This is a genomic window from Enterococcus songbeiensis (assembly GCF_005405265.1).
GTDB lineage: Bacteria > Bacillota > Bacilli > Lactobacillales > Enterococcaceae > Enterococcus_C > Enterococcus_C songbeiensis.
The window spans coordinates 1-13919 of record NZ_BJDS01000031.1 but is presented as its reverse complement, the minus strand read 5'-3'; the positions used below and the strand labels follow the sequence as shown (position 1 = coordinate 13919).

The following is a 13919-nucleotide window of genomic DNA, read 5'->3' as shown; positions in this document are numbered from 1 at the left end:
ATTCCGGCATAGCTCAGTTGGTAGTAGCGCATGACTGTTAATCATGATGTCGTAGGTTCGAGTCCTACTGCCGGAGTTCTCAATTTTTTTAAAATTGTAGAGTAATGAGCTTCTTTCACTCGGGAGAGTTGTCCGAGAGGCCGAAGGAGCATGATTGGAAATCATGTAGATGGTAAACACTGTCTCAAGGGTTCGAATCCCTTACTCTCCGTTTTGTTGGTCCGTTGGTCAAGTGGTTAAGACACCGCCCTTTCACGGCGGTAACACGGGTTCGAGTCCCGTACGGATCATTAATTAAAATATGGAGGTTTAGCTCAGCTGGGAGAGCATCTGCCTTACAAGCAGAGGGTCAGCGGTTCGATCCCGTTAACCTCCATAATATGAGTGGTTCCGTGGTGTAGGGGTTAACATGCCTGCCTGTCACGCAGGAGATCGCGGGTTCGATTCCCGTCGGAACCGCCATTTATAAATTTAATTATCTTCATTTTTTGTGGCTCGGTAGCTCAGTTGGTAGAGCAATGGATTGAAGCTCCATGTGTCGGCAGTTCGATTCTGTCCCGCGCCACCATGGAGGAGTAGCGAAGTGGCTAAACGCGACGGACTGTAAATCCGTTCCTTCGGGTTCAGTGGTTCGAATCCACTCTCCTCCATTAGGGGCATAGTTTAAAGGTAGAACAGCGGTCTCCAAAACCGTTAGTGTGGGTTCAATTCCTGCTGCCCCTGCCATTATTTTTTGTTACTGTTAGTTAGTGTCATGGCGATTGTGGCGAAGTGGTTAACGCACCGGATTGTGGCTCCGGCATTCGTGGGTTCGATTCCCATCATTCGCCCTTTATTGGGGTATAGCCAAGCGGTAAGGCAAGGGACTTTGACTCCCTCATGCGTTGGTTCGAATCCAGCTACCCCAGTTCTACATTTACAGATGTAGAAAAAAATAGTATAATGGCGGTATAGCCAAGTGGTAAGGCAGAGGTCTGCAAAACCTTCATCACCGGTTCAAATCCGGTTACCGCCTTAGTACTAATTATTACTATTATATTGTTATGCCGGCGTGGCGGAATTGGCAGACGCGCTGGACTCAAAATCCAGTGCCCGTTGAGGGCGTGCCGGTTCGACCCCGGCCGCCGGTATCATTGATGTATCAGTCTTCTTAGAAGATTGATACATCTTTTTTTTGACAAAAAGAGCTTTTTCGGCTCTTCGTCAAATCGGACTGATGGTGTCACCTATGAACTAGGTTTTTCAACGAAAAAAAGGACAATCAATGTCCTTTTTAGTCGAGATATGTTCGAATGTTGTCTTTAATTCTCACGATACTATATGGGGTTGGGTCATTATAATCAGAGAGAGTATCTAAGTTGATTTTCTCTGAAAAAAGTATTTCATATTCCTTGATTGATAATTGTTTACGGTTATTTAGTAGTTGCTGATGTTTTTTTGTTAATAAAGGTTTTTTGAAGTTTGCTGCTAATTCTCCTGTGAAAAACTCGGCAACGGCTCCAGAACCATAGCTGAATAGACCAATTTGATCGCCAGACTGCAAAGCGGAACTATTTTCTAGCAGAGAAATCAATCCTAGATACAAAGATCCAGTATAGAGGTTGCCGATTCGTCGGCTATATTGAATGCTTTCCTCGTAGCGAGACAATAGGCGGGCTTGTTCTTCTTCTTTGAGATCAGTAATTTGTGCTAATAGAGCTTTTTTTCCCATCTTTGTATAAGGAATATGGAAGGTTAGTGCTGCATAATCGGTAAAATCAAGATTAGTTCGTTTCTTATGTTCTTGCCAAACAGTTCCAAAGGCATTGATATAAGTTTCGTTTGATAAAGGACCGTCAACGATTGGGTATTCATAACCGGTTGGCCGCCAAAAGTCATAGATATCTTGAGTTAAACTTACGCTGTCATCTTTAAGGATTAAAATATTCGGGTCGCTGGTCACTAACATTGCGACTGCTCCGGCTCCTTGAGTGGGTTCCCCCCCAGAGGCCAATCCGTACTTGGCGATATCAGCTGCCACAACCAGAACTTTTTTATCTGGATGCAACAGAACGTGGTTTTTTGCCAGTTGTAGCCCAGCTGTTGCACCATAACAAGCTTCTTTAATCTCAAAGGAGCGGGCAAAGGGTTGAATGCCCATTAGACGGTGTAAAACCACCGCTGATGCTTTTGATTCGTCAATGCTTGATTCTGTTCCGACAACAACCATGTCGATGTCTTGCTTGTCTTCTTCCGTCAGAATTGCTGCTGCAGCATTGGCAGCAAAGGTAACGATATCTTGGCTGATTGGATTGATTGCCATTTGATCTTGACCAATCCCAATATGAAATTTGTTTGGGTCGACGTTTCGGGCGTTAGCAAGATCTGTCATATCTATATAATAAGGTGGAACAAAGAAACTAATTTTATCAATACCTACTGTCATACTCAGACTCCTTCAACTCATTTTTCAGTCTGATATAAAGGTATCATAATTCTTTGATTTTGGGGATAAAAAAAGCGAGAATTTAAAGTTTGTTAAAATTTCTAGTTTTAGCTTAGGTGAGAAGGAAAATGTTATTTGTTTTTTTCCTGTTTAATGATATATTGCAATTTGGAGGTGTCACTTTTGAAAGAAGTTGTCATTATTGATGCGTTACGCACACCAATTGGAAAATACAAAGGTGCATTAAGTGAAGTCAGTGCAGTTGAACTTGGCACGCAGGTTACCAAAGCACTGCTTAAAAGAAATAATAAAATAAAATCTGCGATTCAGCAGGTAATTTTCGGCAATGTCATTCAAGCTGGAAATGGTCAAAATCCCGCGCGACAGATTGCGGTAAATAGTGGCATTTCAGTTGAAGTTCCGGCTTCAACGATTAATGAGGTTTGTGGTTCTGGAATGAAGGCAGTTATCTTGGCACGACAGTTGATTCAACTGGGCGAAGCGGAGATCGTTTTGGCTGGTGGGACTGAGAGCATGTCTCAAGCACCTAAACTACTGCCTTATCAAACAGATGGAACGTATGGGGAAGCAATCTCAAGCATGTTGCAGGATGGGCTGATTGATTCTTTCAGTGGGAATCATATGGGAATCACAGCGGAAAATGTTGCGGAAAACTATCAGGTTTCCAGAGAGACTCAGGATCTTTTTGCCTATCATTCTCAGATGAAAGCTGCGGCGGCGAAAAAAACCGGACGATTCACAAAAGAAATCGTGCCCCTGACAGTGGGAACTGGAATTGTCAATGAAGATGAAGGAATTCGCCCTTCAACCACCGTTGAGAAATTAGCCGAGTTACGCACGGTTTTCAAAGAAAACGGCACAGTGACAGCAGGAAATGCTTCCACACTAAATGATGGGGCATCGGCACTTTTATTGGCATCAAAAAGCTATGCGGATGCTAACGATCTCCCTTATTTGGCAGTTATCAAAGACGCAGTAGAAGTGGGGATTGATCCGTCAATCATGGGAATTTCTCCCATCAAAGCTATTAATAAGCTTTTGGAAAGAAATCAGTTATCCATCAGTGACATCGATTTGTTTGAAATCAATGAAGCTTTTGCTTCCTCTTCTAGTGTGGTGGAACAACAATTAGGCTTGGATCCGGCAAAAGTTAATATCTATGGTGGCGGTATCTCATTAGGACATGCAATCGGTGCAACCGGTGCACGTATTTTAACTACCTTAAGCTATCAGCTGATTGATCATCAGAAACAGTATGGTGTAGCTTCCTTGTGTATTGGTGGAGGATTGGGGTTAGCAGTTCTTTTGGAGCGGTCGAACGAAAGCAAAGGAAAATTTTACGAGCTTTCACCGGAAGAGCGATTGGCAAAATTAGTCCGAGAAAAGAAGGTCTCGCCGGAAACTAAGCTAGAATTTGAAAAAGCGGGCTTGGATACTGCAATTGCAAATCATCTGATTGAAAATCAAATCGGTGACTTTTCAATCCCATTAGGAGTAGCCTTGAATCTATCCGTCAATGAAAAAAAATATGTTGTACCAATGGCGACAGAAGAGCCATCGGTCATTGCGGCTTGTAGTAATGGCGGAAAGCTGTGCGGTGATTTTCAAGGAGAAATCCAGCAGCGACTGATGCGGGGACAGATTGTTTTTCAAGAGGTTGAAAATCCCGAAGAAGTGAGAACAGAAATTGAAGCACGCCAAGCAGAAATCAAGGAAAAAGCGGCAGCAAGTTATCCTTCAATCATCAAAAGAGGCGGAGGATTACATTCGTTGACTACGCGACAAGTAGGAACCTTTGTTTCCGTTGATCTTTTGATTGATGTGAAGGATGCTATGGGGGCCAATATTGTAAATACGATTCTTGAAGGAGTAGCGACAACTTTTCGCGACTGGTTTCCAGAAGAAGATATTTTGTTTAGTATTTTAAGTAATTATGCAACAGAATCTTTAGTCAATGTCTCTTGTCGGATACCTGTGGATCGGTTAGCCAAAAAAAATGGTAAGGCTGTTGCTGAAAAGATTGCAGCAGCAAGTCAGTATGCTGCCCTTGATCCTTATCGGGCGGTGACTCATAACAAGGGAATCATGAATGGAATCAATGGGGTGGTCTTAGCTACTGGAAATGACACGCGCGCTGTTGCTGCCGGTTGTCATGCATATGCTGCTCGGAATGGTTCTTATCAAGGATTGAGTCATTGGCAGGTAGAAGGAGATTTTTTGCTGGGAACAATCGAACTGCCATTAGCTATTGCGACGGTAGGAGGAGCAACGAGGGTTTTACCAAAAGCACAGGCAGCTTTAGCCCTTTTAGATGTCCAAAGTGCCGAGGAACTTGCACAGGTGATTGCTGCTGTTGGCTTGGCGCAGAATCTTGCCGCGTTACGAGCTCTCGTAACGGAAGGTATCCAACAAGGACATATGTCGTTGCAGGCACGTTCCTTAGCGTTATCCGTTGGCGCAATTGGAAATGAAATTGTACGTTTATCGGATCAGCTACAGCAGGAACCAATCATGAATCAGGAAACTGCTGTTAAATTACTGACCCAGTTACGAAAATAAGGGTAAAATTATCTCAGAGGAATAAATAAAAAAACGAAGGCTAAACTCCATTGGGCCGCTTGGTCCTGTCGTAATTACGACTTTTTTGGAGATAGCCTTCGTTTTTTTGATTGTTAATTATCGTTGATTGAGGGGAGTTTTGGCAAATTCTTCGATAACTGGAATGACCTCTGTTTTTAGCTTATATTTTCGTTCTAGCGCTTTTTCAATTGTAAAGTCATTTTCTTCGGTGGTAGAAATCGTAGCAAGTAAACGGTCTTCTTTCCCCTTTTCTTTGATTAAAAGCTGAGAGGCTTCAGTTTCTACAAAGAATTTAGGGAAAGCTTCGATTTGTTCACGAAATGCTTGAAAATCCAATCCATTTTTGGCTTCTTCAGGGGCTTGTTCCTTGGGTTCAGCTACTTGTACAGCTTTTTCTGCCACTGGTTGGGTTTGACGAGCAGGTGCCCAATAGCCGGCAATCTCATTAGCCAAATTCAAAGAAAAACGTTCCATTAGACCTGCTTCTTGTTTTTGAATCCGTTTCAGGACGGTAACGAAATTTTCATCCATAGGTACAGATAAAATTTGTTCCTTATGGGTTTCTCCCAGTAATTCGATCGTCATCTCTTGCAATTTCTTAGGATCGATATACACACGGATCGCTAGCTGATGATTTTGCAGGGCAAGTTTTTCTAAATTTTCAAAAAGCTGCAGACGCACTTGCTCAAACGAAGGGCGGAATTGTTTTAATAATTTTTGTTTTTGTTTTTTCTTCATCGTCTTCTCCTTTAGTCTAGTACCTTTTGTATTATAAGAAAAAAGTTGAAAAATGAAAAGGAAAAATTGAAAAAAAGCTGAAATCGGCCTCTCTTTCCCAGATATTTCAATTAAATGGCAGATTTGGTTAAAATTTTTACTTGTTTCTTGGTACATTTTCTACTACCCTTAGAAAGAAGGAGAAGTGAACATGGACATTTATTTAAAAAAAGCGATTTTACATGTCGTGGATCGTGAAGCTGGAACGCCGGTCCTTTCCCAAGTTGAGCTTGATCTAACGACAGAATATATTAGGGAATATTTAACAAAAAAAATTCAAAAATTATCAACAGCCCAGACAAAAACCGGTCAGTTGGTGGCTGCGTCTAGCTTTGCCCAACTAGCGATGGAAACGAAAGAACAGTTTGTTACCGGCAGCGAAAAACTGCTTCAACGTTGGTTTGAAAAATACCATGAAAGCGAAGATGCGCCAAGTGCTGATGTTTTTATTGTTTTATATGAACAGGATGCCCAACCTTATCTTGCGTTTCTCAAAGTGAATTATGGTCAGGCCTACACCCATTACGTAGAGGCAGAAGAAACAGGAATTGCAAACAAGTTGATTATTAACCGGGCAATTTTAGCAAATAAGACCCAAAAAGCCGATGAAGGAATTGCGGTGAATTTGGGGGATCTAAGTTATGAATTAGTTGAAAAAAAATATACCTTTTCCGGTGAGAAGAAAAATTATTTTTCAACAGAGGTAATCGAAACACAGCCGTTACCATCACTGGAAGAAAATGTGAAGGTCATCAAACGAGTCGCCGAAAAAATCGGTGAGAAATTTGAGACGCCAAAGCATGATATTGCAGCGGACGTGAAAGAGGCAGTTTTTTCATCCATTGAAGAAACGGGTCAGGTAGCCGTTCAAGAAGTGGCACAGCGGGTATTCAAAGATAATATTACTGCACAAATGGCCTTCCAAGAAGAAGTTTTGGAAAAAGGAGTCATTGATCAGTCGCCATTATTAAAAGATGTGAAGGAAATTACCGAGAAAAAATATGGGAAGCAAAAATTAAAATTGTCCAATGGCATCGAATTAATCGTACCATTGGATGTGTACCGCAACCGAGATTTGATCGAATTTATCAACAATCCGGACGGGACGATTTCTGTTACCATTAAGAATGTCGAAGACGTAATCAATAAATTATAAAAAATCACAGCAGTCCTTTCCTTGAAAGAGATTGCTGTGATTTCTTTAGTCTAGTTTGTTTTGGACTTTTTCCGGCAGCTCATTTTTGGTGACTTCTTCCCAACGCAATACACCTTTACGGGGATTGACTATTAATTTTAGGTAAGCTTTCAAACGCAGGGGCTTTTCTCGAGATTCATGGAGAGTTACTGTCGTTTTTTCTCCTTGTTCATTGTAAGCAGACTGATTTTCATAGATATAGACTGTGTATTGACGGCCGTCCGTTGCTTTTTCTGTCGTTTTCTCGCCATTGGTCGTAATTTGTGTATAGTAGCTGGTTCCACCATAGAAATAATTATAGGCGTAAAAACAGCCCGCTGTAAAAATAGCTAGTACGACTAAAAAAGGAATTATTTTTTTCAAATTTTTCACCTCAAACCAATTATTCTATAAAAAAGGAAAAACGTCTACCAAAAGATTTAAATGTGAAAAGGAGGAAGACGACTTTCTTGACTTTGACTAAGTTTGACCTATAATAAACATAGATTCAAACTTACAAAAGATAAGTAGATTTTCACAGGTGAAAATTTTTTACAATTGTGAGGAAAAGTCTATAATAAAAGTGAAGCCAAGGAAACTTGGAACCAATAATAGGAGGTTTTTGATATGGCAAAAGAACATTACGATAGAAGTAAACCACACGTTAATATTGGGACCATTGGCCACGTCGACCATGGTAAAACAACGTTGACTGCTGCGATTACAACCGTTTTAGGAAAAAAAGGGCTTGCAAATCCACAGGACTACGCAAGTATTGATGCTGCACCTGAAGAACGTGAACGGGGAATTACCATCAACACCGCCCACGTGGAATATGAAACTGAAAAGCGCCACTATGCGCATATTGATGCACCAGGCCACGCGGACTATGTAAAAAACATGATTACCGGTGCGGCTCAAATGGATGGAGCAATCCTCGTTGTTTCTGCAACAGATGGTCCAATGCCGCAAACCCGTGAACATATTTTGCTTTCACGACAAGTTGGTGTAAAACACTTGATCGTCTTTTTGAACAAGACAGATTTGGTGGATGACGATGAATTGATCGATTTAGTGGAAATGGAAGTCCGTGAATTATTAACGGAATATAATTTCCCAGGGGATGATATTCCTGTGATCAAAGGATCTGCATTAAAAGCCTTGGAAGGGGATCCTGAAGCGGAAGCTGCTATCATGGAATTAATGGATACAGTGGATGAATACATTCCAACCCCTGAACGTGACAATGACAAACCATTCTTGTTGCCAGTTGAAGATGTCTTTTCAATCACTGGACGCGGTACCGTTGCTTCTGGACGTATTGATCGTGGTGAAGTCAAGGTAGGGGATGAAATAGAAATCGTCGGTATCAAACCTGAAACACAAAAAGCTGTAGTTACTGGTTTGGAAATGTTCCGTAAAACATTGGATTATGGGCAAGCCGGAGATAACGTCGGTGTCTTGTTACGGGGAATCACCCGTGACGAAATCGAACGGGGACAAGTTTTAGCAAAACCCGGTTCTATCACTCCACACACAAAATTTAAAGGAGAAGTGTATGTACTGACGAAAGAAGAAGGCGGACGTCATACACCATTCTTCAATAATTATCGTCCACAATTTTATTTCCGTACGACGGACGTAACTGGAAATATCGTTTTACCTGAAGGGGTAGAAATGGTCATGCCTGGCGATAACGTAACGATCGATGTTGAATTGATCCATCCAATCGCGGTTGAAAAAGGAACGACCTTCTCAATTCGTGAAGGTGGACGAACAGTTGGTTCTGGTATCGTAACTGAAATCGAAGCATAATTAATTGAAAAGGAACAACCAGACTCGGTACATAACGAGTTTGGTTGTTTTTTGCTTTTGTCGAATCAAAATTTGGATGAAATCTTTTATTTTTATTAATTTTAACGAAAGGAGGGGCAAGAATAGTAGCTCCTTTTATTCGGAAAATGGTACTATGGAAAAAGCCTAAAAAGTCTGGACGGGAATAAATAACCGATGAAGAAAAAATTTCGATGGATAAAACGATTACTCTTAGGAATAACAATCCTTTTATTTACAGCACTGATTCTATTAGGTGTTCGTAATTATTTGATTTTAAAACAGGTGCATACCTACGATCAGGAAATCAGTACTGCCAGTCAGAAATATGACATTTCTGAGTATCAAAATTTGATTGCTGCCATTATCTTTACTGAAAGTAAGGGAAAAGTAATCGATATTATGCAAAGTTCAGAAAGTGTCTATGGGGAAATGGGGAAAATCTCAAGCACGGAGGAAAGCATTGAGCATGGAGTGAAATTTTTGGCTGAAGCCCTTCAAAAAGCAGAGGATCAAAAGTGTGATTTGTGGACGGCGGTTCAAGCCTATAATTTTGGCTTAGATTATATTGATTACGTGGCAGAACGAGGAGGAAAAAACAGCTTAGAATTAGCAGAGGCGTATTCTAGGGATGTCCTTTCTCCGTTACTGGGGAATCAAGAAAAAACAAAATACCGTTATTGGGGAATTCATTCTCTGTTTTATAACGGCGGGTATTTATACCATAATGGTGGCAATTTATTTTATGCGGAGACAGTTAAGCTGAACCAGTTAAAAATTCAAGGGACAAATTTCCTTTTTTGATTTGACTGAAAAAGGGAATATGCTACACTAAGGAAGAATTCGCGTTTTCTGCAAAATAGTTGGTAATTACAAAAAAGATGACGCAGCAAAAAAACGAAAAGAAATTTGAGTAAGGGAGTACAACTGAATGGAAGAGAAGCACCAGACAACAACTAAGGAATGGCTGTTACGGTTTGTAAAGGGAATGTTCATTGGTTCAGGCTTTATTTTACCAGGAGTCAGCGGCGGAGCCTTAGCGGCGATTTTTGGGATTTATGAACGGATCATTTCATTTTTAGCTCATATTACCCGTAATTTTAAAGAAAATGTATTGTTTTTTATTCCTGTAGGGTTAGGAGGAGTTACTGGAGTCTTTTTACTCTCCTTCGCTGTCAGCTTTTTGTTGGGAGCTTATGAAACGATTATTTTATGGTTTTTCGTTGGCTGTATTATCGGAACCGTGCCTGCGTTATGGAAAGAGGCTGGTAAGAAAGGACGTTCCACTCGGGAATTGATTATTTTGGCGGTTAGTTTCGTTTTGGGCTTCTTGTTCTTATGGAAAGGTTCAGGCCTTTTCTCTCATGTGGATCAAAATTTTGTAACCTGGATGATTGCCGGCGGACTGATTGGTTTAGGAATGATCGTGCCAGGTCTTAGTCCTTCTAACTTTCTGGTTTATATGGGCATGTACAAAGCGATGTCTGACGGAATCAAAGAATTGAATTTTGGTGTGATTTTGCCTATCGGAATTGGCGGAATCATTACGGTTCTAGGTCTTTCGAAGGTTATGGATTATATTTTCAGCAAAGCTTATCCACAATTATTCCACTTTATTTTAGGTGTAGTTTTTGCTTCGACAATCATGATTATTCCCACAGATTATTCAGGTTTTACTGCTGGCAGTTATGTCGCTTGCGTAATTTTATGTGCAGCAGGTGCGGCATTAGGTGCATGGATGAGTAAACTAGAGAATGAATACAAATAGAAATTAGTCTTGAGAGGGGAAAAACATTTTTTCCTCTCTTTCGACTTTAGTGATTTGAAAAGTTTCTTAGGATAAAAAGCTTGAAAAACAGCGGAATTATGATAGAATGAAACATGTATAATTGTGTCAATTTCTAAATCGCGCTGATTTCGGTTAGTGCGATTTTTTACCGACATTCATTATCAAAAACTCGTCTTAGCATTTCTCGCAGGAGGTGAGTGAAATGGTAAAAAGAATTCCTTCAACCGTGATTGAGGAAATTCGGTCGAAGACAAATATCGTTGAAGTGGTTGGACAATATGTCCAATTAAAAAAATCAGGGAAAAACTATTCCGGGTTGTGTCCATTTCACGAAGAAAAAACACCTTCCTTTTCAGTAGCCGAGGATAAACAGATTTTTCATTGTTTTGGCTGTGGGAAAGGCGGAAATGTTTTTAGTTTTATTCAGGAAATAGAGGGACTCTCGTTTCCCGAGGCAGTCGTCAAGGTTGCGGATTTAGAAAGTATTCCAATGGCTCAGCAGTATCAGGAAGTGGAAGCTTCTGAAAATACGCAATCCAGACAATTGATTGAGCTGCATGAAAAAGCTGTAGAGGTTTTTCATCATATGTTGATTCATACAGCGGCTGGTCAAGGGGCATTGGATTATTTGCTGGAAAGAGGGCTGACGCAAGAACTGATTGAGACCTTTCAAATTGGGTTTGCGCCGAATGAACGCCACTTTTTAGGCCAGATTTTTCAAAATGAAAAGGTTCCTGAGACACTTTATTCTGCTTCCGGTCTGTTTGTAGAACGAGAAGATGGGACGTTTGCTGATCGTTTTTATCAGCGCATCATGTTTCCTATCCGTAATCCACAAGGGAAAACAATCGGGTTTTCTGGTCGGTTTTTACCAACAGAGGGTCTTTCCGGAAAGGAACAGCCAAAGTATTTAAACAGTCCAGAAACCGAGCTGTTTAATAAACGGGATGTTTTGTTCAACTTTGATAAAGCGCGAAGTACGATCCGCAAAGAAAGTACGGTTTTTTTATTTGAGGGATTTATGGATGTGCTGGCGGCGTGGCAGGCAGGAATTCAAAACGGTATCGCAAGTATGGGCACGAGTCTTACCAATCAACAAATCACGGCAATCGAACGTGTCGCTAAAGAGCTTGTTATCTGTTATGACGGAGATACTGCTGGCGTTGAAGCAACGAATCGTGCGATTGGACTGATGCAGGAACATAGTCGACTACGATTGACAATCGTCAGTTTGCCAGAACGGTTGGATCCAGATGAATATGTTCAAAAATATGGTGTTGATGCGTTTCAAGAGTTAGCCTATCACGGGCGGGATACAGTCTTTTCTTTTAAGATGATGTATCATCGGCTGCATCATAATCTACAAAATGAAAAAGAACAGCTTGATTATGTACAAGAATTATTAAAGGAACTAACCAAGGTTGATTCGCTGATTGAACAAGATCGTTACCTGACTCAGTTATCCACAGAGTTTCATATCAGTCGTGAAACATTGCAACAGCAATTTCGTCAATTCAGGCAGGACCAACGCATACAGAACAATGAACAGCGGCAACCAACCAAGGAGCGCAATCCAGCTTTCCGTGGAACAAAGTCGCCACCGATTATTGGAGTGAAGGCAAAGCAGTTCACCCAACTGGAAAAAGCAGAACGTCTCTTGCTTTATCGTTTATTTAATGATCCCTTTCTCAATCAGAAACTGAAACAGCAACAGTTGCAGTTTGTTCATGAAAGGTATCAGGAAATCTATTTTTTATATGATACCTACGTAGAGAGCACCGGGAATTTTTTACTACCTGAATTTCTTGATTTTTTAAAAGATCAAGAAATCAAAAATATCGTGATTGAAATTGCTTATCTCAATGTTCCGGAAGAAAGCTCGGACCATGAGATCAACTACTTATTGCAGATTTTCAAAAAGGCGGAAATTGCTGATGAAATCACAAAAAAAAGAATCCAGCAGCAAGAAGCTAGTCAAAAAGGAAATCAGCAGTTAGAGTTGGAATTGGCAGTTGAAATAATAAATTTAACAAAAAAGATGAAGCAAGCCGAATTACATTGAAGGGGGCCTTCTTTTTATGGCAAAACAAGCAAACACCGAGTATGATAAAGCAGTCTCAGAATTTATACGGACAAACAAAACAAAAGGGCAGGTCGTGTATGACGAATTGTCAAATACCCTCGCAACACCTTTTTCTCTAGATGCTGATGCAATGGATAAATTGATCCAAAAAATCGAGGATGCCGGCATAAGCGTCGTGGATGAAAATGGCGAACCCTCCGTCCACAGTCTAAAAAGTAACGAAAAAAAGGCCGAAGCGGCAAAACAAGAAGACCTTTCAGCGCCAACTGGTGTTAAAATCAATGACCCTGTTCGGATGTACCTAAAAGAAATTGGTCGGGTACCGTTGCTGACAGCGGAAGAAGAAGTCGCATTGGCATTAAAGATCGAAGAAGGCGACCAAGAAGCAAAACAACGCTTAGCTGAAGCCAATTTACGTTTAGTAGTAAGTATTGCCAAACGGTATGTAGGTCGGGGCATGCAATTTTTGGATTTGATCCAAGAAGGAAACATGGGCTTGATGAAGGCTGTTGAAAAATTTGACTATCGCAAAGGATTCAAATTTTCTACCTATGCGACGTGGTGGATTCGTCAAGCGATTACAAGAGCAATCGCGGACCAAGCACGGACAATCCGAATTCCGGTTCACATGGTGGAAACCATCAACAAATTGATCCGTATTCAACGGCAACTATTACAAGATTTAGGACGGGAACCAACACCGGAAGAAATCGGTGCAGAAATGGATCTGCCAACAGAAAAAGTTCGGGAAATCTTGAAAATCGCTCAAGAACCAGTTTCTTTGGAAACGCCAATCGGTGAAGAAGATGATTCCCATTTAGGTGATTTCATTGAAGACCAAGAGGCAACCAGCCCAGCAGAACATGCAGCGTATGAGTTGCTGAAGGAACAATTGGAAGATGTTTTGGATACACTGACCGATCGTGAGGAAAATGTTTTACGTCTACGTTTTGGTTTAGATGACGGTCGTACACGTACATTGGAAGAAGTCGGAAAAGTCTTTGGTGTGACGAGAGAACGGATTCGTCAAATTGAAGCAAAAGCCCTACGGAAACTGCGCCATCCTTCACGTTCAAAACAACTGAAAGATTTCTTAGAATAAGAATGAAATAAAAACGTTAGAAAAACTTTTAAAGGTCTTTTAAGGCTTTTGAAAGTTTTTTTGGCTCTTTGTCAAATAGTGTTGTTTTGAATTAAATCTGGAAAAGAGAGCATTCCGGTGTTCTCTTTTTTTGTT

Annotated in this window: 10 protein-coding genes and 12 tRNA genes; 19 read left to right on the top strand and 3 right to left on the bottom strand. The window is 40.8% G+C overall.

Annotated features, from left to right (window positions below):
• The first annotated feature begins 2 nt into the window (after window positions 1–2).
• The 12 genes from FFM66_RS11085 (at window position 3) to FFM66_RS11030 (ending at window position 1130) form a co-directional block, all read left to right on the top strand.
• Window positions 3–76, top strand: a tRNA-Asn gene (locus FFM66_RS11085).
• Window positions 77–122: 46 nt separating this feature from the next.
• Window positions 123–211, top strand: a tRNA-Ser gene (locus tag FFM66_RS11080).
• Window positions 212–218: 7 nt separating this feature from the next.
• Window positions 219–290: transfer RNA gene (locus tag FFM66_RS11075), tRNA-Glu, on the top strand.
• Between the two features lie 13 nt (window positions 291–303).
• Window positions 304–376, top strand: a tRNA-Val gene (locus tag FFM66_RS11070).
• 10 nt (window positions 377–386) lie between these two features.
• A tRNA-Asp gene (locus tag FFM66_RS11065) sits at window positions 387–462 on the top strand.
• Window positions 463–492: 30 nt separating this feature from the next.
• Window positions 493–568: transfer RNA gene (locus FFM66_RS11060), tRNA-Phe, on the top strand.
• 1 nt (window position 569) lies between these two features.
• A tRNA-Tyr gene (locus FFM66_RS11055) sits at window positions 570–650 on the top strand.
• Between the two features lie 2 nt (window positions 651–652).
• Window positions 653–726: transfer RNA gene (locus tag FFM66_RS11050), tRNA-Trp, on the top strand.
• 31 nt (window positions 727–757) lie between these two features.
• Window positions 758–830: transfer RNA gene (locus tag FFM66_RS11045), tRNA-His, on the top strand.
• A 6-nt stretch (window positions 831–836) separates the two neighbouring features.
• Window positions 837–908 (top strand) — tRNA-Gln (locus FFM66_RS11040).
• Window positions 909–944: 36 nt separating this feature from the next.
• Window positions 945–1015, top strand: a tRNA-Cys gene (locus tag FFM66_RS11035).
• A 30-nt stretch (window positions 1016–1045) separates the two neighbouring features.
• Window positions 1046–1130, top strand: a tRNA-Leu gene (locus tag FFM66_RS11030).
• A gap of 143 nt (window positions 1131–1273) precedes the next feature.
• On the opposite strand, the gene FFM66_RS11025 is transcribed toward FFM66_RS11030, so the two are convergent.
• Window positions 1274–2425 carry a hydroxymethylglutaryl-CoA synthase gene (locus FFM66_RS11025; protein WP_137605938.1) on the bottom strand — a complete coding sequence of 384 codons (1152 nt, stop codon included), beginning with the start codon at window positions 2423–2425 and terminating at the stop codon, window positions 1274–1276.
• A gap of 183 nt (window positions 2426–2608) precedes the next feature.
• Between FFM66_RS11025 and FFM66_RS11020 the strand changes: the two genes are divergently transcribed.
• Window positions 2609–5005, top strand: a complete 2397-nt coding sequence (locus FFM66_RS11020) for a hydroxymethylglutaryl-CoA reductase, degradative (protein ID WP_137605937.1) — start codon at window positions 2609–2611, stop codon at window positions 5003–5005.
• A 117-nt stretch (window positions 5006–5122) separates the two neighbouring features.
• On the opposite strand, the gene FFM66_RS11015 is transcribed toward FFM66_RS11020, so the two are convergent.
• Entirely contained in the window at window positions 5123–5764 is a 642-nt protein-coding gene (locus FFM66_RS11015) for a hypothetical protein (RefSeq protein ID WP_048603153.1), read from the bottom strand.
• A gap of 190 nt (window positions 5765–5954) precedes the next feature.
• Between FFM66_RS11015 and FFM66_RS11010 the strand changes: the two genes are divergently transcribed.
• Window positions 5955–6959: a nucleoid-associated protein gene (locus tag FFM66_RS11010; protein WP_137605936.1), complete on the top strand. Its 1005-nt coding sequence runs from the start codon at window positions 5955–5957 to the stop codon at window positions 6957–6959.
• 45 nt (window positions 6960–7004) lie between these two features.
• Here FFM66_RS11010 and FFM66_RS11005 read toward each other — a convergent pair whose 3' ends face one another.
• The gene (locus tag FFM66_RS11005; RefSeq protein WP_137605935.1) at window positions 7005–7361 is read right to left on the bottom strand and encodes a YxeA family protein; all 357 of its coding nucleotides are present in this window, start codon (window positions 7359–7361) and stop codon (window positions 7005–7007) included.
• A 243-nt stretch (window positions 7362–7604) separates the two neighbouring features.
• On the opposite strand from FFM66_RS11005, the gene tuf reads away from it, so the two are divergent.
• The 5 genes from tuf (at window position 7605) to rpoD (ending at window position 13784) form a co-directional block, all read left to right on the top strand.
• On the top strand, window positions 7605–8792 hold the full coding sequence (gene tuf, locus FFM66_RS11000) for an elongation factor Tu (RefSeq protein ID WP_048603150.1): 1188 nt from the start codon (window positions 7605–7607) through the stop codon (window positions 8790–8792).
• 195 nt (window positions 8793–8987) lie between these two features.
• A complete protein-coding gene (locus FFM66_RS10995) occupies window positions 8988–9614 on the top strand; it encodes a lysozyme family protein (protein ID WP_048603149.1) in 627 nt (208 codons plus the stop codon).
• 127 nt (window positions 9615–9741) lie between these two features.
• Entirely contained in the window at window positions 9742–10578 is an 837-nt protein-coding gene (locus tag FFM66_RS10990; protein ID WP_048603148.1) for a DUF368 domain-containing protein, read from the top strand.
• 223 nt (window positions 10579–10801) lie between these two features.
• Entirely contained in the window at window positions 10802–12661 is a 1860-nt protein-coding gene (gene dnaG / locus FFM66_RS10985) for a DNA primase (RefSeq protein ID WP_048603147.1), read from the top strand.
• A 16-nt stretch (window positions 12662–12677) separates the two neighbouring features.
• Window positions 12678–13784, top strand: coding sequence for an RNA polymerase sigma factor RpoD (gene rpoD, locus FFM66_RS10980; RefSeq protein ID WP_048603146.1), 1107 nt, complete (start codon window positions 12678–12680; stop codon window positions 13782–13784).
• Window positions 13785–13919 lie beyond the last annotated feature (135 nt).